At 66.7% G+C, this 23,690-nt stretch carries 24 protein-coding genes and 1 tRNA gene; 19 read left to right on the top strand and 6 right to left on the bottom strand.

Features of this window, described 5'->3' with window-relative positions:
* Window positions 1–78 precede the first annotated feature (78 nt).
* On the top strand, window positions 79–360 hold the full coding sequence (locus tag FZO89_RS13930) for an oxidative damage protection protein (protein ID WP_149103815.1): 282 nt from the start codon (window positions 79–81) through the stop codon (window positions 358–360).
* A gap of 307 nt (window positions 361–667) precedes the next feature.
* On the opposite strand, the gene FZO89_RS13925 is transcribed toward FZO89_RS13930, so the two are convergent.
* Window positions 668–1,132 (bottom strand): DUF6491 family protein, encoded by a 465-nt coding sequence (locus tag FZO89_RS13925; RefSeq protein ID WP_262378668.1) that lies wholly within the window; start codon window positions 1,130–1,132, stop codon window positions 668–670.
* A gap of 165 nt (window positions 1,133–1,297) precedes the next feature.
* Between FZO89_RS13925 and FZO89_RS13920 the strand changes: the two genes are divergently transcribed.
* Entirely contained in the window at window positions 1,298–2,692 is a 1,395-nt protein-coding gene (locus FZO89_RS13920) for an FAD/NAD(P)-binding protein (protein ID WP_187471160.1), read from the top strand.
* A gap of 87 nt (window positions 2,693–2,779) precedes the next feature.
* On the opposite strand, the gene FZO89_RS13915 is transcribed toward FZO89_RS13920, so the two are convergent.
* Complete coding sequence (locus FZO89_RS13915; protein ID WP_149103813.1) at window positions 2,780–2,989, bottom strand: DUF2188 domain-containing protein; 210 nt, start codon at window positions 2,987–2,989, stop codon at window positions 2,780–2,782.
* A 510-nt stretch (window positions 2,990–3,499) separates the two neighbouring features.
* Between FZO89_RS13915 and FZO89_RS13910 the strand changes: the two genes are divergently transcribed.
* The 9 genes from FZO89_RS13910 to FZO89_RS13870 all read left to right on the top strand — a co-directional run bounded on the left by FZO89_RS13910 (window position 3,500) and on the right by FZO89_RS13870 (window position 11,739).
* A complete protein-coding gene (locus FZO89_RS13910) occupies window positions 3,500–4,960 on the top strand; it encodes a tyrosine-type recombinase/integrase (protein ID WP_187471159.1) in 1,461 nt (486 codons plus the stop codon).
* A gap of 25 nt (window positions 4,961–4,985) precedes the next feature.
* The gene (locus FZO89_RS13905) at window positions 4,986–5,477 is read left to right on the top strand and encodes a hypothetical protein (RefSeq protein ID WP_149103811.1); all 492 of its coding nucleotides are present in this window, start codon (window positions 4,986–4,988) and stop codon (window positions 5,475–5,477) included.
* Window positions 5,478–5,558: 81 nt separating this feature from the next.
* Window positions 5,559–5,798, top strand: coding sequence for a MerR family transcriptional regulator (locus tag FZO89_RS13900; RefSeq protein WP_149103810.1), 240 nt, complete (start codon window positions 5,559–5,561; stop codon window positions 5,796–5,798).
* Window positions 5,795–7,735, top strand: a complete 1,941-nt coding sequence (locus FZO89_RS13895) for an AAA family ATPase (RefSeq protein WP_149103809.1) — start codon at window positions 5,795–5,797, stop codon at window positions 7,733–7,735. Before FZO89_RS13900 ends, FZO89_RS13895 begins: the two co-directional genes overlap by 4 nt.
* 739 nt (window positions 7,736–8,474) lie before the next feature.
* On the top strand, window positions 8,475–9,203 hold the full coding sequence (locus FZO89_RS13890) for a hypothetical protein (RefSeq protein WP_149103808.1): 729 nt from the start codon (window positions 8,475–8,477) through the stop codon (window positions 9,201–9,203).
* Window positions 9,204–9,305: 102 nt separating this feature from the next.
* A complete protein-coding gene (locus FZO89_RS13885) occupies window positions 9,306–9,650 on the top strand; it encodes a hypothetical protein (protein WP_149103807.1) in 345 nt (114 codons plus the stop codon).
* On the top strand, window positions 9,637–10,311 hold the full coding sequence (locus tag FZO89_RS13880) for a hypothetical protein (RefSeq protein WP_149103806.1): 675 nt from the start codon (window positions 9,637–9,639) through the stop codon (window positions 10,309–10,311). The genes FZO89_RS13885 and FZO89_RS13880 overlap by 14 nt, the downstream gene beginning before the upstream one ends.
* A complete protein-coding gene (locus tag FZO89_RS13875) occupies window positions 10,292–11,038 on the top strand; it encodes a phage terminase large subunit (protein WP_222928121.1) in 747 nt (248 codons plus the stop codon). The genes FZO89_RS13880 and FZO89_RS13875 overlap by 20 nt, the downstream gene beginning before the upstream one ends.
* Window positions 11,029–11,739 carry a hypothetical protein gene (locus FZO89_RS13870; RefSeq protein WP_262378667.1) on the top strand — a complete coding sequence of 237 codons (711 nt, stop codon included), beginning with the start codon at window positions 11,029–11,031 and terminating at the stop codon, window positions 11,737–11,739. The genes FZO89_RS13875 and FZO89_RS13870 overlap by 10 nt, the downstream gene beginning before the upstream one ends.
* On the opposite strand, the gene FZO89_RS13865 is transcribed toward FZO89_RS13870, so the two are convergent.
* From FZO89_RS13865 to FZO89_RS13845, 4 genes are all read right to left on the bottom strand, one after another.
* Window positions 11,740–12,135 carry a hypothetical protein gene (locus FZO89_RS13865; protein ID WP_149103805.1) on the bottom strand — a complete coding sequence of 132 codons (396 nt, stop codon included), beginning with the start codon at window positions 12,133–12,135 and terminating at the stop codon, window positions 11,740–11,742.
* A gap of 810 nt (window positions 12,136–12,945) precedes the next feature.
* The gene (locus FZO89_RS13855) at window positions 12,946–13,500 is read right to left on the bottom strand and encodes an ImmA/IrrE family metallo-endopeptidase (protein ID WP_149103803.1); all 555 of its coding nucleotides are present in this window, start codon (window positions 13,498–13,500) and stop codon (window positions 12,946–12,948) included.
* 14 nt (window positions 13,501–13,514) lie between these two features.
* Window positions 13,515–13,886, bottom strand: a complete 372-nt coding sequence (locus FZO89_RS13850; RefSeq protein WP_149103802.1) for a helix-turn-helix domain-containing protein — start codon at window positions 13,884–13,886, stop codon at window positions 13,515–13,517.
* Window positions 13,887–14,319: 433 nt separating this feature from the next.
* Window positions 14,320–14,395, bottom strand: a tRNA-Phe gene (locus FZO89_RS13845).
* A gap of 338 nt (window positions 14,396–14,733) precedes the next feature.
* On the opposite strand from FZO89_RS13845, the gene FZO89_RS13840 reads away from it, so the two are divergent.
* From FZO89_RS13840 to dxs, 8 genes are all read left to right on the top strand, one after another.
* On the top strand, window positions 14,734–15,225 hold the full coding sequence (locus FZO89_RS13840; RefSeq protein WP_149103801.1) for an LEA/WHy family protein: 492 nt from the start codon (window positions 14,734–14,736) through the stop codon (window positions 15,223–15,225).
* Window positions 15,226–15,259: 34 nt separating this feature from the next.
* Window positions 15,260–17,050, top strand: a complete 1,791-nt coding sequence (locus FZO89_RS13835) for an acyl-CoA dehydrogenase C-terminal domain-containing protein (RefSeq protein WP_149103800.1) — start codon at window positions 15,260–15,262, stop codon at window positions 17,048–17,050.
* A 79-nt stretch (window positions 17,051–17,129) separates the two neighbouring features.
* Entirely contained in the window at window positions 17,130–18,194 is a 1,065-nt protein-coding gene (locus FZO89_RS13830) for an alpha/beta fold hydrolase (protein WP_149103799.1), read from the top strand.
* 166 nt (window positions 18,195–18,360) lie between these two features.
* Complete coding sequence (gene mddA / locus FZO89_RS13825; protein WP_149103798.1) at window positions 18,361–19,125, top strand: methanethiol S-methyltransferase; 765 nt, start codon at window positions 18,361–18,363, stop codon at window positions 19,123–19,125.
* Window positions 19,126–19,184: 59 nt separating this feature from the next.
* On the top strand, window positions 19,185–19,574 hold the full coding sequence (locus FZO89_RS13820; protein WP_149103797.1) for a hypothetical protein: 390 nt from the start codon (window positions 19,185–19,187) through the stop codon (window positions 19,572–19,574).
* Window positions 19,575–19,665: 91 nt separating this feature from the next.
* Window positions 19,666–20,334 carry an HNH endonuclease gene (locus FZO89_RS13815; protein WP_187471158.1) on the top strand — a complete coding sequence of 223 codons (669 nt, stop codon included), beginning with the start codon at window positions 19,666–19,668 and terminating at the stop codon, window positions 20,332–20,334.
* Between the two features lie 173 nt (window positions 20,335–20,507).
* Window positions 20,508–21,611, top strand: a complete 1,104-nt coding sequence (locus FZO89_RS13810) for a hypothetical protein (protein WP_149103795.1) — start codon at window positions 20,508–20,510, stop codon at window positions 21,609–21,611.
* Window positions 21,612–21,664: 53 nt separating this feature from the next.
* Complete coding sequence (gene dxs, locus FZO89_RS13805; RefSeq protein ID WP_149103794.1) at window positions 21,665–23,575, top strand: 1-deoxy-D-xylulose-5-phosphate synthase; 1,911 nt, start codon at window positions 21,665–21,667, stop codon at window positions 23,573–23,575.
* Window positions 23,576–23,690: the final 115 nt, after the last annotated feature.

The following is a 23,690-nucleotide window of genomic DNA, read 5'->3' as shown; positions in this document are numbered from 1 at the left end:
CAATGGCCCAAGGAGCGAAAAAACATCGCGCCCGAAGGGACTCTTACAATAGGGGTCCGCACCTCCGGAACGCACGCCATGGCCCGCACCGTCTTCTGCGACTACGAACAGCGCGACACCGAAGGCCTCGACTTCGTGCCCTGGCCCGGCGAGCTGGGCAAGCGCGTGTTCGCGCACATCGGCAAGGCCGGCTGGGCGGCGTGGCTGGCGCACCAGACCATGCTGATCAACGAGAACCGCCTCTCGCCGCTGGACCCCAAGCATCGCGCCTTCCTCGAGGAGGAGATGCAGAAGTTCCTGTTCGGCGGCGGCGCGGACCGGCCGGCGGGCTACGTGCCGCGAAACGATGGCGAATCCTGACGAGGCGCCGCACCGCCACGCCTCATCGCGCAGGAACAACTCCAGGCGCAACGCCTTGCTTCCTGCCTGCAACCAGCGAACGACGCAGGCATGGGACCACGGGCATCGCGCCTGAATGCGCTTCCGACGGGAGTCGGTATCGTGGGCCGCGTGCTTTGTCGCGCACCTTCTTCCACGCTCCCGAACACCGCAACACCGAAGGCCTCGACCTCACGCCCGGTCCGGCAAGCCCGGCACTCGCGCATTCGCGCAAGGCCCTCGCGCGACCGCCAGCCGTGGTCTGACACGATGCGCGCCGAGCGAAGGCTCAGCGCGCGCCGTCTCCCGCCTCGCGCTCCTCCACTCTCGCCTCGCGCAGTTCCTTCTCGGTTGCGCGTATCGCCTTGACGTCGAGCGGCCGGATCCGGCCGATGTGACAGGGCATGCCGACCGCGCCGCCGCCGCGGACGATCACCTTGTCGAAGCGCGCATGGACGCGGCCCATCTGGTTGGTCAGGCCGATCGTCGGGGAGAACGACATGTCCTGGCAGGGACCCTGCAGTTCCAGCAGCCAGGCTTCGGACGGCCTGGTCCAGACCGCAAGGGCGCTGTCGCCCAGCGGCGTCCAGCCGTTGATGCTGCCGAAATAGCGGAAGCTCGACACCGGTTCGCCCGCGTGGGCGGTGTAGAGCGCCAGCTTCTCGCTTGCGCGCAGGCCCGCATCGGAAGCGCAGCCGGCCAGCGCCAGCAGCCCCGCCAGTGCGGTGATCATGGTGAGTTTCCTGGTGCCCATCGTCGTCTCCCTGTCGCGGGCCCTCGCCCGTCCGCATGGCTCGCATGATGCGCCCCGGGTCGCCGCGCTCGAGCCGCGGCGCGACCCCGGTTCAGCGCCGGGTCGGCGTCGCCGGGACCGGGTGCGGATGCGACAATGCCGGCATGTGCCCCGCCCAGCGAATGCATGACGCCCGCCCAGGACCCAGGTGACGCCAGCTTCGATGCGGTGATCGTCGGCGGCGGCGCAGCCGGGGCGCTGGTCGCGATCCGCCTGCTGATGCGGGAAGGCGACGCGTTGCGCATCGCGATCGTCGAACCCGACGCGCAGCTGGCGCGAGGCGCGGCGTATTCCACCGCGCAGCCCGAGCACCTGCTCAACGTCATCGCCTCGCGCATGAGCGCGGTCGCCGAAGACCCCGTCCACTTCGTGCGCTTCCTCGTGCGCGACGGACAGGGGGAAGCAGCCGCACTCGACAACGTCTTCGCTACGCGTCGCGACTACGCCCGCTACCTGCGCCACACGCTGGAATCGCTGCCGGGATCCGAGGCGCTGATCCACCTGCACGACCGCGCGATCGACATCGAGCGCGCCGGAGCCGGCCACGTGGTGCACCTGGCCTCCGGCGCGCGCCTGCGCGCCTCGCACGTCGTGCTCGCGCTCGGCAACGCGGCACGGCCGTTGCCCGCCTACCTGCTGCACGAAGGGGTGCGCGTGGCCGAGTCGTGGGATTACGCGGCGGTCGCCTCCATCGAACCCGGCGCCGACGTGTGCATCCTCGGTTCGGGCCTGAGCATGGTCGATGCCGCGCTCACCCTCGCGCATGGCGGGCACCGCGGCCGCATCCTGGTGCTGTCGCGGCACGGCCTGGCGCCGTTGCCGCACGCGGTCCCGGGCGCGCAGCACGATGGCGGCATCGACGACCTGCTGCCGCTCGGCGTGCTCCAGCGCTGGCGGCGGCTGCGGCAGCGCATCGCCACGGCGATCGAGGCAGGCGAACCCTGGCAATGGAGCTTCGACCGCCTGCGGCCGCACGGCCAGGCGCTGTGGCGCTCGCTCGACGACACCCAGCGACGCCGCTTCCTGCGCCATGCCGTGCGCTACTGGGACATCCACCGCCACCGCATCGCGCCGCAGGTCGCCGCCACGCTCGACGGGCTGCGCCAACGCGGCCAGCTCGAGATCGTGCCCGCCCGGCTGCGCGCGCTCACCGCCGATCCCGTCGGCGGCAGCTGCGTGCATTTCCGCCCGCGCCACACCGCGCGCGAACACATGCGCCACGCCGACTGGATCGTCAACGCCACAGGCGTGGAAACCAACATCGACCTGCGCCCCGATCCGCTGCTGCAGGCGCTTCGCGCGCGCGGCGGAATACTGCCCGGCCCGCAGGGCATCGGCCTGGCCAGCAGCGACCGTGGCCACGTGATCGATTCGCGCGGCCGCCCGGACCCGCACCTGTTCGTCATCGGCGCGCTGCGCATCGGCGAGCTGTGGGAAAGCATCGCGATCCCCGAGTTGCGCGAACAGGCCAGGCAGATCGCCGACGCCATCTCCGGCGCGCACCCCATGCCTGAGAATTGACCGCCGCGCGTCGCGCGCGAGCACGTCGCGGAGCGCTCCTCTGGTGCGAAGACGCAGCTTGCGCGCCAGCACGCGGACGGGATCGCCTCAGCCGCAGGTTCCGACGATCACCGGCCGGCCGTGCGCCACCGGCACGCGCACCCCGGTGGGGCACCCCGTTTCCATGTAGCGTCGCGCCGCCAGCATCTGCGCCTGCTCGATCGCCTGCAGCTTGGTCAGGTAGTGCAGGCACGCCGCCCCGCTGCGCACCAGCCAGCCGTCGTCGGCGGGCTCGATCTCGATCAACTCGCGAACCATTCGTCGGCACCTTCACCATCGGGAGGTGCCCCGGCTCGAGCCGCGATCCGTGGATCGCGACCGGCGTCCGTGCAGCGGCATCTTCCCAACCTTCCCTTGCGCGCTGCCGGGGCCGTCACAGAGTGACCGTGATGCCGGGCGGGCGCCGTCGGTGCCCGACGCGATGGCGTGTAGGAAAAGTCCGACTCCGCGTGGTCGGCGCGCGGCCGCGTGATCCGGGAACAGAAAAAAGGCGCCTTTCGGCGCCCCCGTTTGTCTTCCGCAAAATGGTGGCCGGGGAGGGAATCGAACCCCCGACACGGGGATTTTCAAAGCCCACTTGGGGCTTTTGTAACCGCCTGTTTTGTAAGGGTCGTACCGCTGCGTATCTGGCCAGTTACGCTAAGTATTTGATATTTCTACTTTTTTGGTGGCGATAGTGGTAAGCTTCGATGGCCGGCGATGGTCGCCGGTGCAATCCGAGTCGGGCCACAGTCGGGCCATAGCTCGGGCCACCACAGGACCGCCGCCATGGCTAAGACCATTCTCACAGACGCCTACATCCGCAACCGCCCGCGCCCCGCCAAGGGCAACGCGATCGACTACGACACCGAGACCAAGGGGCTGGCGGTTCGATTCACTAAAAGCGCAGGCGCGGCCCTCATGTTTTGCTATGGCAGCAGTGTTGCCGGCGGTAGTGCCCGGCGCATGGTGCTCGGACCCTGGTCCCCGGCTAGCGGCCGCAGCATCGCATCAGTGCTGCCCGCCATGCGCAAGGAGGCGATACGGCTGGCCGGCATCGTCGCCGAAGGCCGCGACCCCTACGCCGAGCGCAAGGCCGAGGCCGAGCGCCTCGCCGCCGAGCGCGAGGCCGAACGCATCGAGCGCGAGCGCGCGGCAGCCGAGGCCGAGGCGGCCCGCAGTGCCGAGGAAGCGCGGCTGACGGTCTCCCAGCTTCTCGCCCTTTATCTCGACCCGGAGGAAGGAGCAACGCTCACCTCGGACACCTTGCGTCGCACCCGGCGACGCGCGAATCGCTACATCGTCCCCGCATTGGGCAATCGCAAGGCCGATACCCTTGAGCAAGGCGACGTCCTGAATCTGATCAAGCCGCTTCGCCGAGCGGGAAAGCGATCGGAAGTAGTGCATCTGGTGTCGTTGATTTCTGGCCTTTACACATGGGGCCTCACAGAGCGGCACCTTGCGAAGGAGAAGAATCCCGCAGGCGGAATCCTCGCCATCCTCGATAAGGCCGATGAGCTCCCAGAAGCACGCGAACGCGCGCTGACGACCGCCGCCGACTTCCGCGCGTTTTGGTGTATCACTGATCCGTTCGCCGAAGTGCCCCCCGCCAAACGAATGAACCGCGACGTGGCAGAATGCCTGCGATTCATGCTCTACACCGGCGCACGACCCAGCGAGGCGGCCGGCCTGCGATGGGTCGAAGTCGATATGGCCGCAGCCGTTTGGAACAAGCCGAAGCAAGGCGAGGGCCGCGCCAAATCGAAACGCGGCGACACGCTGCCCCTTGTCGCGCCGGCGATGGCGATCCTTCGTTCCCGGCACGGAAACGCTAGTGATTACGTGTTCCCAAGTGGGCGGAGCCGCAGAATCGCAAACGGTGGCGGCCAAGGCTGCCTTACCGCCAACAGGCTCGCCACGGGGTTGCGCGAGGCTATCCCGTACCTCCAGAGTCAGGGTGTCGAGCCGTTCACTCCCCACGACGTGCGTAGAACCCTCGCCACGGGCATGAACGAGATTGGCGTTTCGAGTGATGTTGTCGAGCGAACACTGAATCATGCGATGGGTAAGTTGAAAAAGACTTACGACAAGTCAAGACAGACGCGCATCCGTCGTCGCGCTATGACAGCATGGGCTGACTACTTCGCCGAAGTCGTGCGTACAGGCAAGACCATCGACGACTGGGAAGACGACGCCCTCCCGCAGACTGACAACGTTTTGCAGTTCCCCGCAATGCCGAGAGGCCGCTGATATGGACCCCAATATCCGAGCGAGAATGGAACGGAAAGCGGAAGAAGGAGCATGGTACGCAACGCTGAGCCTCGCGCGCGGCCACTGCACCGACGAAGGAGACGAGCATCGCCCAGCCGTGCTTGAGTACAGCCGCCTCGACGCCCTCGCGGTGGCGCGCTCCGGCTACTTGGGCGAGTACGCGCGGTCACACGCGAACAGCAAGGATCTGAGAAAGCAGAAGGAAGTTGCCGACCACCTCGCGGCCCCTGCCAGCGCGCGCGCAGCAGGCGTCACCGTCATAGTCGACGTAACCGAGCGCCAGCTTGGGAAAGCCGAGTTCCGTGCACGTCGCGCCGCCGGCGTGGAGCAACTGATGCGGCACGGAAGGTTTGCGACGCAGCGAGACGCTGAGTTGGAATGGATGATGCGCGAGGCGGAGGTTGAAACCGGCTTTAGTCGTGACGATCCGAACCAAAGTCGCCGCCGCGCTGTCCGCAAGAGGTACCGCGCCCTCTGCAACCGCGATAGGAAGTAGCCCGGCTACATAACCCTTGCCCGCGTAGCAGGCGCGGGGCATAGCTTGTGCGCCACCGAAACTAACCGAACGGTGGCGACAATGGCTTCACCCGAACAGCTCAACGAAGTCGTCAGCGACTTCATGACCGCACGCCAAGCCGCGCAGGCAATCGGCTGTCATATCCGCACGCTTAAGCTCTGGAAGGCGAACGGCTACGGCCCTGATCACTTCTACATTGGCAAACGGCTGTTCTACCGCCGCACGGACGTGATCTCGTGGCTCCAGCAGATCAGCGAGACCAAGGCCCCGGTTACCAAGGGCCGCAGGGTCCGCGCATGAAAGCCGACGCATCCCCGATCCGCAGGGTTCTCGCGGGGCTCGGCGTCGAGTACCAACAAGGGCGCACTCAGTACAGCGCGCGCTGTCCTGCTCACAAAGACGGAAACGCGTCGCTCGCCGTAAGCGTCGACGACTCCGGCACCGTCGCGCTCCATTGCCACGCCGGATGCAGCATCGACGCCGTGTGCTCCGCACTCGGCATGACTACGGCAGACCTGTTTCCGGGCAAGGTGGCAACGAAGCCGAAAGCCAAGGCCGCAACGAAGCCACGCGCCAAGATTCCGAAACCCGCGACCGTCGAACCGTTGACCGCTGACCAATGGGCCGAGGCCGAGCAGGCCGCGAAGAGCCTTTACGGTAGCGGCTTCACGGGACTCAAGCTCGTGGCTGTGTATCCGTACCGGCTCGCGAACGGCCAGGTGCACGGGTGGCGCGCTCGCTTCATCGACAAGGCCGGCGAGAAGCACATCAAGCCGTTCCACCGCAACGGCCAAGAATGGGTGCCTAGGGAACCCAAGCCCCCGCGCGCTGGGAAGCCCCTGTACCGCCTGCCCGAAGTCCTCGCCGCCGAAGGCGTCATCGTAGTAGTGGAAGGCGAGAAGTGCGCCGACGCACTCGCCGTCCTCGGCGTCGCGGCCACCACGAGCGGAGCCGCTAAGAGCGCTGCCAAAGCTGACTGGTCACCGTTGGCGGGCCGCGCCTGCGTAATCTGGCCCGACAACGACGACCCGGGCGAGCAATACGCGGCCGACGTGGCCAAAATCCTGCAGGAACTCGGCTGCGACGTGCGAATCATCGACGTGGATGCGCTCGGGCTGGACGAAATAGGCGCCGACGCCGTGGACTGGCTCGACGCGAACCCAACCGCGACCGCGGCCGACATGCTGGCATTGCCAACCGTCGCGCCGAAGGAATCCGGCGTTCAACTGCTCCGTGCCTCCGATATCCAGCCCAAGGCGATTGACTGGGCATGGCAAGGCTATCTCGCACGCCGAATGCTGACCCTAATTGCGGGCAACGGCGGCACAGGTAAGACGACCCTTGCGCTCAGCCTCGCGGCGACCATCTCGCGCGGTGGGAAGTGGCCCGACGGAACTACGGCCCCGGTTGGCAATGTGATCATCTGGTCGGGTGAGGACGCAATAGCAGAGGTCCTGGTGCCACGACTGCGCGAAGCCGGCGCAGATATGGCGCGTATTCACTTTGTTGGCAACGGTGATCAAGTGTTCGACCCGGCAACTGACATGCCGGCACTTGAACATGCCGCGTGTCGCATTACGGACCTCGCGCTCGTCATCGTCGATCCCATCGTGAGCATGGTGCAAGGTGACAGCCACAAGAACGCGGAGGTACGTCGTGGTCTGCAACCGCTGCTCAACCTCGCAGCCGACACCGGTGCGGCGGTTGTAGGCATCACGCACTACGCCAAGAACACCGCAGGCCGTAGCACGGCGGAACGTGTGATCGGCTCAGTAGCCTTCAACGCCGTTGCTCGGGTGACGCTCGCAACAGCCATGGGTAGTGACGGTGAAGGCCGAATCGTCCGGGCCAAGAACAACGTAGGCTTGACCGGGGACGGCTTCGCCTACTCCATTGCCGTTGTCGATCGTGAAATCGCAGGACAGCGGAGCCAAGTCTCCAAGATCGAATGGGGCCGTCCCTTGTACGGCTTTGCAGACGAGTTGCTCGGGCAGATCGAGAGCAAGCGCCAACCGAAGGACGAAGCCGCAGAGTGGCTTGCGGCCATGTTGCATGGCGGCCCAGTCGCATCGAAGGAATTGAAGGTGAAAGCTGACGCTGACGGCATCGCGTGGCGCACCGTCGAGCGCGCCAAGGAAGCACTTGACGTCGTAGCGGTGCGACAGGGCGAGCCGGGCAAACGCGGCGCAGGTGCTTGGACGTGGAAACTGCCGTCGAACAAGGCAATAAAGGCATGACGGCTGTAGAGCGCTGTACGGCCCTGTGCAGCCGACCTGCGCGAGGCGCTAGGGTGGTGGCTGCCCTGCCCTGCGCGGGGCAAAACGACTTGTTGGCGGGCCAAATTGGGCCACTGGCGCAGGCGAGTTGTCGGCGGCGCGTCGCACCCCGCGCCCCGGGCCGCGCGCGCGCGGCTGCGCACGCGGGGGTTGGCGGTGTGGCGGCCTTAGTACCCGAACGTACGCCGAAACAGCTTGTTTTTAGGCGTTTAATTAAGGCCGCCACGACCCCTTGCCCTACTGGCGGTGTTAATGGCTTGGCGGTGTTAATAATTAGACCGCCAACACCGCCACACACTGGCGGCCTTAATTAAACCCCTAAAAACAAGCTATTTTGTGTGTGCTTAGGTATTAAGGCCGCCAATTTATCGGTGGTGTAAGGGTTGGCGGTGTTGGTCGCCAAGTTCATCACGTTCGCCCGGGCTTTCCCCACACTTTCCGACCATGATCGCGCAGCGCACGGAACACTAAGTTCACCGCCATTCTGCAGGCACGGTGCCAACGTAACCCCATGTCGGACCGCCGCAACCCGCGTCGCTACGGGCTTCGTGCCGAGTTCCCTGCGGCAGCGTGACGTTATGGCCCGACTGTGGCCCGGTACGTCGTCGCGCGGCACGTTTTCGCGACGAGCTACACAACCGCCGCCCGCGTAGCAGGCGCACCGGCCACCCTTGGCGAAACCCGCCCAGGAGGCCACGCCATGTCCAACCGCATTGACCAACGCATCGCCGCCGACAACCGCGCCCGCCGAGACGAAGCACGACGCGCCCGCGCCAACGCCCCGAAGCCGCCCCTGATCACCGACCCCAGCGCCTACAACGAGGCATTCGCGAATCACGGCGACGACTCAGGCCGACCGTTCCGCCAGCTGGTCACGGATCGGGTGGCCGGCGCAAATGAGAACGTGGCAAAGCTACACAAGAATCCGATCCTCACAGCCAACGAAAAGCTGCTGAGCGCGGAAACCGAAGTAAGGAAGCTCGACGACAGCATCGCGGCAGATATCGAGGCACAGCGCTACATACTCGCTACCAAGCGCGCCGAGCTCGACCGGCGCACGGCCAACGCATTCCATGCGCCTCGCGAGGACTGGCGTGCAGCCGCAGGTGAAGTGCGTGCAGTGCTCCGCGGTATGTCGTACGACGAGCGTGCAACCTTCCTCAAATCGCTGACTGGCGATGACGCGATGCTGGTCACCTACGCGGTGGCGAGTGTGCCTGCGCAGCTTTCGGGCGTCGCTCCGGAGACGCATGCGAACATGCGCAACCTTCTACTGGGGCTCCGTGACCCCGGCCTGCTGACCGAGTCTCAGGACTTCGCGGATCGCGAGCGTCACTTGAACACGCTTGAGAAGGGCGTGGCAGGGGCGATCCGAGAGCTCGTGGACTTCGACAAGGCCGCCGCGCTGCGGTCCCTTATGGGGGGCTGAATCATGGTCGAAGGGGGTACACACCCGGGATCTACGCGCCCCGCCGGGCGGCCGGGCCTCTGCGAAAAACCGCGGCATTTCCAGGCTCACTGGTGGGATTTATTGGCTCCACTCCCCAGCCAAATCCTGAGTCCGCTGCGCGAGGCACTGAAGATCTATCGCACACGTGTTGCACGCCTGCGCAACCTCGACGCGGCGCGCTACGCACTCCGTACGTTCAAGGAGAACGCAGACGTCTACGGCGAAAGCGTGGAAAGCATGATGCTCGCGCGTGGAATGGAGCACGTCGATCCAGCGAATCCGCTTCAAGCAGCCGCGTTCCTCGCACGAATGGGCGACTCCGGTCGTAAGGCTCTCGCCAAGTGTGATCGGGTGGCCACGGCCATCGCCTATGCAGAGATGACGCTCGAATGGCTGGACTCGGAGCTGAGTCATGGCGAGAGGTAGCCCGTGCCGCATCTGCGATCATCCCGATAGAGCGTCCATAGAACTGGGGCTCGCCAACAAGGTTCCGATCCGTGTTCTCGGCAAGCGTTACGGCGTGTCTGCCGATTCGGTTTGGCGGCATGGTCAGCGCCACATGAGCGCGGAGCTACATGGTCAGTTGCAAACCCGTGGCCGGATGACGCCGCAAGACCTCGAGAACCTGCGCATCACAGAATCCGAGGGCGTGCTCCAGCATCTCGTGGCGGTGCGTGGGCGCCTATACGGACTCATGGACGCGGCGACCCTCCAGGACGATTACCGGGGCGCGGCGGCGATTGGGAATCAGATCGGCCGAAACCTCGAAGTCACCGCAAAGTTGCTGGGCGACATTCGCACGGGCACGGTGAACGTGACCAACAACGTCCTGCTCCTGCCCGAGTTCCATGCGCTCCGCACTACGATCATGCAGGCACTGCGCCAGCATCCCGAAGCCCGGGCCAGCGTGGCCGCCGCCCTGCGGCAGTTGGAGTCGCCCGACGTGCCCCGTCAGGAGTCGCCAGAGGAACGCGAAGCCGCAGCGGATGAAATGGCCAAGGACTGCGACGTGACGCGCCGCAGCCGCGCGAAGCGAAAAGGCCAGGTCATCGAAGGGAGCGCCGAGCGTGTCGATCCTCGCGCGTGACTTCACCCGCATGTTGGAACCCGCGAGTGTGATGCGGGACGCAGGCATGCAGCCAGATGCGTGGCAGGAAGCCGTATTGAACAGCGACTCTCGGCGGATGTTGCTCCTGTGCAGCCGCCAATCCGGAAAATCCACTACGTGCGCCAGCCTTGCGGTCCATCAGGCGCTCTACGATCCCGGCCTTGTGTTGCTCATTGCTCCGGCGCAGCGCCAGAGTTCCGAGTTGTTTCGCAAAGTGCGCGAGGTCTATACAGCGTTGCCCGACGTGCCGCGAATCGTGCAGGAATCTGCCTTGCGCATGGAACTCGCGAACGGCTCCAGAATCATCGCGTTGCCCGGTACCGAGGGCACCATCCGGGGCTACTCCGGCGCGAGGACCGTAATCATCGACGAAGCGAGTCGCGTGGACGATGCCTTGTTCGCCGCCGTGCGTCCCATGCTTGCGACGACTCAGGGTCGGTTTGTGGCGCTCACGACTCCCTACGGCAAGCGCGGGTGGTTCTACGAGAGTTGGGAACACGGGGAGGGCTGGCGTCGCACAAAGATCACGGCGCATGACTGCCCCCGCATCGATCCCGAGTGGCTCGCGGAGGAACGCCGCCTTATCGGAGATTGGCAGTACCGCCAAGAGTACATGTGCGAGTTCGTGGACACGGATGAGCAGTTCTTCGCCTCCGATCTTATCGAAGCAGCACTTTGCCATGAGGTCGCGCCCCTGTGGAGCTGAGCACATACATCGAGCTTCCCACGGATCATCCTAGGCTGGCAGGGCGTATCGCCGTCGTCCGCCGCCGCGCGTTCGCTGTGGGCATCGACGTGGGGCAGGCTCATGACCCGACGGCCATCGCGGTGGTCGCCAAGATCACCACGGAGACGGTGAACCCGAACCTGCGTCATGCGAACCCGGAGCCCCATCCCCGGTACGAAGTGCCGCATCTCGAACGGCTGCGGCTCGGTATGCCGTACCCGGCGCAGGTCGACGCGATCGAGGCCATGCTGTCGCGCCCGCCGCTGCGCCGCCTGTCGCCGCGCGTGCTGGTCGACTACACGGGCGTGGGCCGCCCGGTGTTCGACATGTTCGCGGGCCGCCACGCGCTGCGCAGGGCGCAAGGGGTCGTCATTACCGGGGGCCGCGAGGCCACGCGCCACGGGCCCGGCTGGTCGGTGCCGAAAGGCGACTTGGTCAGCAAGCTCCAAGCCCTGCTCCACGCCGGGGAGCTGCGGATCGCCGCCAGCCTGCCCGACGCCGCCGTGCTCATGCGGGAGCTCCAAGACTTCCGGGTTCGGTACAGCGACGCCGGCAATGCGACCTTCAGCGCGCGGGAGGGGGCTCACGATGACTTGGTCCTCGCGCTTGCCCTTGCGGTCTTCGGGCTCAGTCGCCCGGAACCGGCGACGGATGTGCCGTGGTACTGGGAGCGCCGATGATTAGAGGAACAATTGCCACTTGCTGATCACAACATCAGCTATGCAACCCCAGCCCAGAATAAGAAAGACGATCTTGGTCCAAAAACAACCGTAGGAGATCCAATTGATCGCATCTGGTATGTCGATCTGTGCCTCATCTGATTTGTGCTTCTCGAACTGGTAGTTGTAGAACAACGTCCAGATGAAACTGCACCAAACGTACTGAAGCAAGTCAAGTGCGAGCGACCCCACTAGCAACAGCAGAGGGGAGACAAGCGTAGGACCAATAGGATTGCCGGACGCATCTCGCAGAATCCAGACTACAGCTAGTCCCGCGAAAGCTAGCTGTCGCCCCACATCACTCGCCCTGCCAGTCGCGTCTTGCTTCGTCCTATCGACTTCGGCGAGGGTTTTCACTAACGCCTCCGCGGACCCGTATCTCCGCCACGGGATGGAGTCCCTTTTACAGGACCTGGCTGGGGAGTTGGACGTGGAGCAGGCGAAGGCTTTGGCTTCGACGGCGATGAAGTCTTCGGACCGCTTGGCTTGGGGCCGGGTCGCTTGTTTGCCATTTCGATCTCCATGCAAGGATAGGGCGGCCGGAGCCGCCCCATCCAGATTGCCTACTTCCTACCGCGTGCCTGGGATAGTGCGCTGCCCGCAGCGGTCTTCGACGCGGCCGATGTTCGGCCATCGCGAAGAACTTTGGAGGCGGCGCTCGCAGCACGAGCGGAAGTAGCTTCTCCGCGAGTACGGCTCTGGGTCAGGGCACTTCCCGCTGCCGTGCGGGAATTCCTACCAGTGCTGTTAGACGCGAGAACTTTCGCGGCTGCTTTCGCGGCCTTAGGCGTCGTCATCTTCGATTTCATATCGAGGGTCCTTATAGATTAGAGGTGGAGCGGCGGCGAACCGCCGCTCCAGTCAGGCTCAGCAACGGACTAAAAAGCACCAGGCTTCGTAGCCGTAGTCATGGGCGTCGAGCACCTTGTCCGAGTTCTTCACTCGGCGGTAGCGACAACAAACCCAACGGAACCCCTTAGGGGCAGGCTTTTGATTGCTCACGCATAAACACCTCCTTCGAAGCCCGATTTGGTACTTGCGGAGCGTGCCCCCAGTGTTTTAGTATGTCTGGGTACCCTAGTGCACACATTGCAAGCTCCAGTGGTGGCTTCTTTCCCACTGAACTAAAAGGCGGACCCTCTTGGGGTTCGCTTTTCTTTTGTTGAACTATTCGAGGTTGTTGTTGCTCAGCAACCTCGCGTTTTTCATTCCGCGTACTTGTACTCGAGCTGCGTCCAGTGTGACGCCGCAATCCTCGACGACTGTTGCCAGTGACGCAGCCTGCTGCAAATAGGTAAGCGGCATTAGCAGCGAGCCGGCAAACGAGTTTGCCTGCCACTCGGAACTTCGGAACGGCTCTATGTCGACACTTCTCCGAATGTTTCGGGCAAGAGCAGGATCGTTATGCAAGAACAAATGTCCAAGTTCATGCGCCAGCGTGAATCGATCTCGGCCCTTGTTCCGCCGGATGTTGTCGTAAACATCATCTCTGACCTGGATATGGTCTTGCCCGGGAAAAGTACGCCCATGGTCGTTCCCCATGTCGTCGTACTGCCCCACTGAAAAGCCGAACTCTGGCCATACTAGCGGCAGCCAGAGCTCGACTACTTCCAGCAATGGGAAGAATGGCGTTTTAATTTTGAAGTGAGCGCGAATTGAAGCCGTGAGGCCCTCAATTCGCGCTCTACTAGCTGGTGGAACTTCAAAGCAAACGCCACTCATGATCCATCACCTATTTATTCATTGCCGTTATTGATGGAACTCAGCAGCTGAGCCAACTCTTTGTCGCTCATCGATTCAAAGCGCCTAGCGAACGCCATTGCTGCGACTTTTGCCTGATCCGATCGGTTTGTCATGGAAATTCTTACCTCCTTCTGTTGTAGGGCTGCCCCTTCCTGCAGTCCCGAAATCTCTTGATCCGTGAGGTCCATCACTTGTGCCGCCTTCGCTATGAAGTCGGGTGGAACAGGCTTTCCTCTCTCGAGCGCGGAGATGAATGCCGCGCTCATTCCCACTTTGTCTGCCAACATTCCTAGCGTTAGTTCTCGGTCGATTCTGATTTTCCTCAGGGCTTTGCCGAACCTCGTCAAACCCTCACTGGTCTTCATGTCTGCATCATCACTTGGGCTCTAGATATAGGTCGGGGTTCATCGTCATCTCATCGCTATCTTCATCAGTCCCGCACTACGCATCCGTGGAACTTCGCTACGAACTATGTTGCAATTAAACCTCTATGGTTGAAGCGAAAGTTACAAGGACACGATTGTCATTAGACCACAGTCGGTTGAGGGGCGCAAGCTCCTCCACTTGGATTCATTCAGGTTCGGGGCTGCCGAGGATGCGCGCGCCTCCTCGGCCCACCGCGCCAAAGGCTCGCCAAGGACTGCCTGCGCTGCATCGGGAGGAGCGACGGGAACTGCAACCTTCCCGTTCGGGCCACAGCCGGGCCATAGCGCTCGCAGCCGCCGCGGCTGGGCCATAAAGCGAAAAGCCCCGCAGGGCAAAAAGCCTTGCAGGGCCTACAGTTACGCACGCTATACATGGTGGCCGGGGAGGGAATCGAACCCCCGACACGGGGATTTTCAATCCCCTGCTCTACCAACTGAGCTACCCGGCCGGCACGCTGCGGCGCTGGGCCGTGCGAGCCGGTAATGATACGGGGGCGGGATACGGGGGGCAAGCCGATCCCCGGCATGACCATCGCGGAACCGGCCCGGGCGGGGCCCACGGTTGGACGTACGGAGGATCCGCCAGGCCACGAAGCGGCTGTGGCACACCGCGCGACGGCGGGCGTATCGAAGCGTCGCGTGCGCAGGCGCGATGCAGGGACATGCGGCGCGCGCGGGCGGAGGGACGCAACTGAAGCCGCCCCCACCCTGCCGCCAGACCAGGCACGCGGACGGGTCCATACGTCGTAGTATCCTGCGCTGGTCCGTGACGACTGGTGGGTTCGACATGAAGCTTGGATGGCGTGGGCCGGCGATGCTGGCGACCGGTCTGCTGGTGGCGTTCCTGGCAGCCTGTTCGAGCGGCGGCATCCCGCGCCGCGTGTCCGAGCCGACGGCGAGCCTGCAGCAGCTCACCGTGCAGGCCGATGGCCGCTGGTCGATCGAGCTGCGGCTGCAGAACTACAGCAGCATCCCGATGCGCTTCGAGCGCGTGTCGTTCGCGCTGCGGGTGGGCGACCAGGACGCCGGCATGCTCGCCACGCAGCCCGCGCTGACGATCGGGCCCGAATCGGCCGACGTGGTGACGGTGGCCTTCGATCCCTCCGCGGATGCGCGCTTGCTGCTGGCCGGCCGGCTTGCCGACGGTCGCGGCGTCGACTACCGCATCGAGGGCACGATCGACGCCGCGCCGACCGATCGCGGCAAGGTCCGCGACTACGAGGTCGAGCGCGACAGCCGGCTGAGCCCGGTGCCGGGGCTGCCCGGCGTCCTGCGCTGATCCCGAACAGATTCCCTGCAGGCGACATTCCCCGATGAGCAGCTACTCCGCACCGCTGCGCGACATCCGTTTCGCGCTCTTCGACGTGCTCGACGTCGAGTCCAGCTTCCGCCACCTGCGCTTCGACGATGCCGGCCGCGAGACCGTCGACGCCGTGCTCGACGAGGCCGCGCGCTTCTGCGACACGGTGCTGGCGCCGTTGAACCGGGTCGGCGACGAATTCGGCGTGCGCTACGACAAGGACGACGGCAGCGTCACCACCGCGCCCGGCTTCCGCGACGCCTACGTGCAGTTCTCCGACGGTGGCTGGGGCGGCCTGGCCGCGCCCACCGCGTACGGCGGCATGGGCCTGCCGCACGTGCTGGGCATGCCGCTGGAGGAAATGATCGACGCGGCCAACCTGGCCTGGGGCAACTTCCCGCTGCTTTCGCACGGCGCCGCGAGTGCGCTGCTGCACCACGGCGAGGAATGGCAGCGCGAGGTGTTCCTGACGAAGCTGGTGTCGGGCGAGTGGACCGGCACCATGTGCCTGACCGAGCCGCATTGCGGCACCGACCTGGGCCTGCTCAAGACCCGCGCCGAGCCGAACGGCGACGGCACCCATTCGATCACCGGCACCAAGATCTTCATCACCGCCGGCGAGCACGACCTGACCCCGAACATCGTCCACCTGGTGCTGGCGCGGCTGCCGGATGCGCCGGCCGGCAGCAAGGGCATCTCGCTGTTCATCGTGCCCAAGTTCCAGGTCGCGCGCGACGGCGCCCAGGGCGCGCGCAACGCGCTGCGCTGCGGCGCGGTGGAGCACAAGATGGGCATCCACGCCTCGGCGACCTGCGTGATGAACTTCGACGGCGCCCAGGGCTACCTCATCGGCCAGCCGCACAAGGGCCTGGCGGCGATGTTCACCATGATGAATACCGCGCGCATCGGTGTCGGCATGCAGGGGCTGGGACTGTCCGAACGCGCGTACCAGAACGCGCTGCGGTACTCGCGCGAACGGCTGCAGTCGCGCGCGCTGTCGGGGGCGAAGTTCCCCGCCAAGCCGGCCGATCCGATCATCGTGCAGCCCGACGTGCGCCGCATGCTGCTGACCTGCAAGGCGCTGATCGAAGGCGGGCGCGCGCTGTCGTACCACGCCGGGCTGCAGGTCGACATCGCCACCCACGGCGCGAGCGAGGCCGAGCGCAAGCAGGCCGACGACCTGCTCGGCTTCCTCACCCCGATCGTCAAGGCCTGCCTCACCGAGTGGGGCGTGGAATGCACCTACCACGCGCTGCAGTGCTACGGCGGCCACGGCTACATCGCCGAGCACGGCATGGAGCAGCTGGCGCGCGATGCGCGCATCACCACGCTGTACGAAGGCACCACCGGCATCCAGGCGCTGGACCTGATGGGTCGCAAGACCATGCAGCTGCAGGGTGCTGGGCTGAAGGTGTTCCTCGGCCTGGTGCAGTCGTTCTGCGAGGAGCAGGCCGGCAACGACGCGCTGGCCGAGTTCGTGGCGCCGCTGCGCGAGAAGGCCGGCGAATGGCAGGCGCTGACGCTGTCGATCGGCAAGCGTGCGATGTCCGACCCGGAGGAGATCGGCGCGGCCGCGTACGACTACCTGTTCTACTCGGGCTATGTCGCGCTGGCCTACTGGTGGGCGCGCAGCGTGGCCGCGGCGGACGACTCGTCGCAGCCGCAGGCATTCAAGGACGCCAAGCGCGAGACCGCGCGCTTCTACTTCGCCCGCCTGCTGCCGCGCACGCTCGCCCACAAGGCCGCGATCGACAGCGGCCCGGCGCCTCTGCTGGCGCTGGACGAGGCCGCGTTCGACGCCTGAACCGCATCGGCGGCCGGCCACGGGCGGTCGCCGACGCAGGGCCGTTCCGCGGCTGCGACTGCGTTGTAGCCTGCAGACCATGGGCCAACAGCGCATCCGCTACCTGCGAACCGGCGACGGCATCGGCCTGGCGTGGGCCGAGGCCGGACAGGGGCTGCCGCTGGTCAAGGCCGCCAACTGGCTGACCCACCTGCAGTACGACTGGGAAAGCCCGGTCTGGCGCCACTGGATGCGCTTTCTCGCCGGCCACTACCGCTACATCCGCCACGACGAGCGCGGCTGCGGCATGAGCGACCGCGAGGTCGGCGACCTGTCCTCCGCGCGCTGGCTGGACGATCTCGAGCAGGTGGTGGAAGCCGCCGCCATCGAACGGCCTTTCGCCCTGCTCGGTATCAGCCAGGGGGCGGCCACCGCAGTGGCCTATGCCGTCCGCCACCCCGAGCGGGTCTCTCACCTGATCCTCTACGGCGGCTACGTGGTGGGCTCCTACCGGCGGGAAGACGCAGAGGCCGCCCGGCTCTACCGCGCCGTGGTGGAGCTGCTGCGCAGTGGCTGGGACCATGGCAACCCGGCCTTCCGCCAGCTGTTCACCTCGCGCTTCATCCCCACCGGCGACCCGCAGCAGGTGGGCTGGCTCAACGAGCTCTGCCTCAAGACCACGCGCGGCGAGATCGGCGCGACGCTGATGGAGGCGCGTGCGAACGTCGACGTGCGCGAACTGCTGGCGCAGGTGCGCGTGCCGACCCTGGTACTGCACGGGCGGCGCGACCAGGTGGTGCCGTTCTCCGAAGGCGTGCGCCTGGCCAGCGGCATCCCCGGGGCCGAGTTCGTGGAACTGGATTCATGCAACCACGTGCTGCTGGAGCAGGAGCCGGCGTGGACCGCTTTCCGCGATGCGGTGCTCGCGTTCACGGGGGTGCAGGCGGCCGCCGCCGGTGCGCCCGCCGGACTCAGCCGGCGCGAGCGCGAACTGCTGCCGCTGCTGTGCCAGGGACTGGGCAACGCCGAGATCGCCTGGCGGCTGGGGATCTCCGAAAAGACCGTGCGCAACCAGCTCACCGGCCTGTACGCGAAGCTGGGCGTGCACAGCCGCGCGGGAGCGATCGCCCACGCCCACGCGCACCAGCTGATCGATCCTTCCTGAGTCTGCGACCGGGACAAACGTCCCGCCTGGTGGGCGTTCCACCCCGGATCGGGACAATCTTTCCATTGGAGGAAGGGCGCGGGCGCGCGAGCCTGACGGCTCACCGATGCCATGCCGCGCGCACCCCTCGTGCGGCAGGCATCGCGGCCCTGCCCCGGAGACCTCCATGCCCCGCGTCCTTGCCTTGTTCTACGGCGTCGTTTCCTACCTCGTTTTCCTGGCGACCTTCACCTATGCCATCGGTTTCGTCACCGGGCTCGGCGTGCCAAAGCACATCGACGGTGGCCTCGCCGGCCCGCTGCTCCCGGCATTGCTGGTCAATGCCGCGCTGCTGGGACTGTTCGCCGCGCAGCACAGCGTGATGGCGCGGCCCGCGTTCAAGCGCTGGCTGACGCGTTTCGTGCCCGAGCACGTCGAACGCAGCACCTACGTGCTGTGCGCAAGCCTGGCGCTGGTGGCGATGTTCGCCTGGTGGCGGCCGATGCCGTCACCGGTCTGGCAGGTCGAGACCCCCGCGCTGTACTGGATGCTCCACGCCCTGTCCGCATGCGGCTGGCTGCTGGTGCTGGTCGGCACGTTCCTGATCAGCCACTGCGAACTGTTCGGCCTGCGCCAGGTCTGGTTGCATGCACGCGGGAAGACGGCGGCCCATCTGCCTTTCGTCACGCGCTCGCTCTACCGCCTCGTGCGCCACCCGCTGATGCTGGGTTTCCTGATCGCGTTCTGGGCCACGCCGCACATGAGCCAGGGCCATCTGCTGTTCGCGCTGGCGACGACCGGCTACATCGTGCTGGCAGTGAAACTGCTCGAAGAGCGCGACCTGGTCGCGATGCACGGCGAGGCCTACCGCCGCTACCAGCGCGAGGTGCCGATGCTGTTGCCGCTGCCGAAGCGGCGCGAGCCGGTCGGCTCCGTGGCGCGGTCGCGGTAATCCCGCGAGCCGTCAGCGGTCCTCGCGGCCTTCCCCGGAATTCATCCGGAGTCACTGCAATGCCCATTTCCGATCCCATCACCTCGTATTCGGTTTCCGTGGTTCGCAGCAACCTGCACGACATCACGCGCCAGGCGCGCCTGCAACTGGAATCCGGCGGCAGCGCAACGGTCAGTTTCGTCGCGACGCTGCCGGCGGATTTCCTGGAATTCACCGATGCAGGCACATCGCTGTTCATGACCGACGACCAGTTCGAAGACGTGCACACGCTGCTGCGCGATGACGAACCGGCCTTCTTCACCGCGCTCGACCTGTTCGGGTTCCGCGTCGGCAGCGTCCACTCGCGCCTTGGGGACGCGGGCGCGACGCGCGGCGAGAATACCGGCGGCTCGAGCAGCCTGGAATCGCTGATCGACCACGCCCGGCGCATCGGCAGCGATCGCGCGTGACGCCATCGCGCCACCCCGCCTCCCCGGGCGGCGCGACGCCGGTGCCTCGCCTACACAAGACGTCATCAATCGCGTATAAGCTTGGTCTCCGATGGAGGCCGACAGAGCAAATCGACGCCTGAACCGGATCGGGACCCCCGCGGGACCGGACTCCGCCGACGGCATGATGGCGGCGCATACCCTGCCCGCGCGCCTCGACTCGGTACGCCTGCTGTCGCTCGACGCCCACGGCCGCGCCCTCAACTGGATCAGCTGGCAGGACGCGGCCTGCCTGTACGCGCGCGAGGCGGTGGCCTGGACCCTCGGCGATCCCTGCCTGAGCGTCCACGGCGGCACCTGCCGCCAGACCGGATTGCGCAGCATCCTCGACCTGCACCCGATCATCGCCGCGCGCGGCCACGTCCGCGCGCACGCGCTCGACCCGACCCCGGCGCTGACCAACGCCGCGCTGTTCGCCCGCGACCAGTACCTGTGCATGTACTGCGGCAAGAGCTACAGCCGCCAGCTGCTCACGCGCGACCACGTGATGCCCCTGTCGAAGGGCGGCAGGGACACCTGGGAGAACGTGGTCTGCGCCTGCTTCCACTGCAACTCGCGCAAGGGCGGACGTACGCCGCAGCAGGCGTCGATGCCGTTGCTGGCGGTGCCCTACCGGCCGAGCTGGATCGAGCATCTGATCCTGAGCAACCGCAACATCCTGGCCGACCAGATGGCCTTCCTGACCTCGCACCTGCCCAAGCGCCGGCGCCTGGCGCAATAGCACGCGGGTCGGCGTCACCGGTTCCACGCGGCGCGTCGGCGTGGCGACGCGGGCATCGCCGGCGCCGTCCGCCGCCATCGCGCCGCGGTTGCCGAACCCTCCGTCGCGCACGCGCCACCGGACGCGATGCCGCTGGTTTACACTCGCCCGGTCATCCACCAGCGAACCTGCGCATGTCCCTGACCATCGGCCTGGCCGGGATGGATCCAGCCACCGAGGCGGCGCTCAAGGCGGCCTTCCTCGAAGCCAACGAACGCCTGGCCGGACGCTGGCAACTGCTGCCGGAAACGCAGGCCGACCACATCGTGGTCGACATGGACAGCATGTACGGGCCGATGAGCTGGCTGCGCCTGCACGCTTCGGGCAAGCGCGTGGTCGGGCTGACCTCGGCGATGCGCACGCAGACCGATTTCCGCCTGTCGCGCCCGTTCAGCGTGGACACCCTGACCGCGCTGCTGCAGGAGATCGCGGGCGAGGTGGCGTCGCAGCCATCGGTCGAACCGCAGGCGCCCAGTCCGACTCCGGCGGTTCCCGGGACGGCCGCCGCACCCGCCGTCGCCACGGCGATCGAGCCCGACGCCGGCAGCGATCGCCAGCCCGATTCCGCGGCGTCGCCGGGCCCGCCGGCTGCCGCTTCCCAACCGGAACCTTCGGCGACTCCCGAACCGGAAGCGGAACCCGAGCGCGAACCCGAACCGGTCGTGGCCGCCACCGCAGGCAACCTCCTGGGCTGGCTGACCAGCGGCGAACTGCGCGGTCACCTGCGCTACCGCCGCCCCAGCGGACCGACCCTGCTGATCGATGCCGATGGCCGCACCTATCACGGCCCGTCGGCACTCAAGCCGCTGATGCAGTATTTCGAGGGCGAGGTCGCGCGCCAGGACCTGGAGTCCGTGGACGACGGCGCCTGGGAGCAGGAGACCGCCGGCGCCGGTGCCGCCCAGCCGCTGCTGCGCCTGGTCTGGCTCGGCGGCCTGGTCAGCGGCCAGGGCCGACTGCTGCCGGGCTACGACCCCGGGGCGAAGTACCAGCTCAACCGCTGGCCGCAGACCGAGCGCGAGTTCCCGCGCCACTTCCGCATCGCCACCGCGATGATGAAGGGGCCGGCGAAGCTGGAGGACATCGCAGAGGCCAGCGGCATCGCCCTGGGCGAAATCGCCGATTTCGTGAACGCCAACCTGGCCACCGGGGTCGCCGAGCCGGTGGCGGAGCAGCCCGCCGAACCCGCCGCCCCGCCCCGCAGCGGCGGCCTGCTCGGGCGGCTGCGCGGCCGCTGAGCCCGGCCGCGGCGTGAACGTCGCGCACCCTGCGCAGGATTTACAATGCGCGGATGATCGATTCCACGCGCTACCCGCGCCTTGCGCGCATCGGCAGCCCGGCCGAGCTGCGCCAGTTCGAAGAAGCAGAACTGCCCGCCATCGCCGATGAACTGCGCGCCTACCTGATCGAGTCGGTCGGCAAGTCCGGCGGCCATTTCGGCGCGGGCCTGGGCGTGGTCGAACTGACCACCGCATTGCACTGGATCTACGATACCCCCGACGACCGCATCGTCTGGGACGTCGGCCACCAGACCTACCCGCACAAGATCCTCACCGGGCGCCGCGACAGCATCCACACCGTCAAGCAGGCCGGCGGCGTGGCGCCGTTCCCCAAGCGCGAGGAAAGCGAGTACGACACCTTCGGCGTCGGCCATTCCTCGACCTCGATCTCCGCCGCCCTGGGCATGGCCATCGCCAACGCGCGCACGGACAACGGCCGGCGGGTGGTGGCGGTCATCGGCGATGGCGCGATGACCGCCGGCATGGCCTACGAGGCGCTCAACCACGCCGGCGGCATGGACGACGAACCCGACCTGCTGGTGATCCTCAACGACAACCGCATGTCGATCTCCGAAGCGGTCGGCGGCGTGACCCGGATGCTCGGCCGCATGACCAGCAGTTCGACCCTCAACGCCTTGCGCGAGGGCGGCAAGAAACTGCTCGGCGACAAGCGCAGCAGCGGGCCCGCGCGCTTCGTGCGCCGCTGGGAGGAGCACTGGAAGGGCATGTTCGTGCCGTCCACGCTGTTCGAGGAGATGGGCTTCCACTACACCGGCCCGATCGACGGCCACGACGTCAGGGCGCTGGTCGGCGCGCTCAAGACGCTCAAGGGCCTGAAGGGTCCGCAGCTGCTGCACGTGATCACCACCAAGGGCAAGGGCTACGAACTGGCCGAGGGCGACCAGATCGGCTACCACGCGGTCTCGCCTTTCGATCCGAGCAAGGGCCTGGTGGCCAAGGCCGGCGCCAAGAAGCCGACCTACACCGACGTCTTCGGCGACTGGCTGTGCGACATGGCCGCGGCGGATCCCTCGCTGCTGGCCATCACCCCGGCGATGCGCGAAGGGTCCGGCCTGGTGCGCTTCAGCAGGGAGTACCCGGAGCGCTATTTCGACGTCGCCATCGCCGAGCAGCACGCGGTGACGCTGGCGGCGGGCATGGCCTGCGAGGGCGCGAAGCCGGTCGTGGCGATCTATTCCACGTTCCTGCAGCGCGGCTACGACCAGCTGGTGCACGACGTCGCCCTGCAGGACCTCGACGTGCTGTTCGCGATCGACCGCGGCGGCGTGGTCGGCCCGGACGGCGCGACCCACGCCGGCAACCTCGACCTGAGCTTCCTGCGCTGCGTGCCGAACATGGTGGTGATGGCGCCCGCCGACGAGGAGGAGTGCCGGCAGATGCTCAGCACCGGCTTCGCCCACCGCGGGCCTGCCGCGGTGCGCTACCCCCGTGGCACCGGTCCGGGCGTGGCGCCGGGACAGGCGCTCGATACCCTGCCGATCGGCAAGGCGCAGGTGCGCCGCCAGGGCGCGCGCCTGGCCCTGCTCGCCTTCGGCGCGCTGGTGCCGGCGGCCGAACAGGTCGGCGCCGAGCTGGGCCTGACCGTGGTCAACATGCGCTTCGTCAAGCCGCTCGACCGCGCGCTGGTGCTGGAACTGGCGCAGACCCACGAGGGCTTCGTCACGCTCGAGGACAACGTGGTGATGGGCGGTGCCGGCTCGGGCGTGCTCGAGCTGCTGCAGGCGCAGGGCGTGCTGCTGCCGGTGTTGCAGCTGGGCCTACCCGATGCGTTCCAGCACCATGCCAGCCGCGAGGCGCTGCTGGCCGAGGCCGGCCTGGACGCCGCCGGCATCCGCGCCGCGATCATCGCGCGCTGGCCGCAGGCGGGGGACCAGCGCGCCAGGCTCAGCGCTTCGGGCTGAGCGAACGACAGCAGGATTCCTGTGCGGCGGCCGCATCGTGCCGTCGACGGCCATCGCCGCCGCGTCGATGATCGGGTGGCCCCAGGGCCCGGGCCAGCCGGGCTGGCGCCACCGC

The sequence above is a fragment of the Luteimonas viscosa genome, assembly GCF_008244685.1.
GTDB classification, from domain to species: domain Bacteria; phylum Pseudomonadota; class Gammaproteobacteria; order Xanthomonadales; family Xanthomonadaceae; genus Luteimonas; species Luteimonas viscosa.
This window is presented reverse-complemented; position numbering and strand designations above follow the sequence as displayed.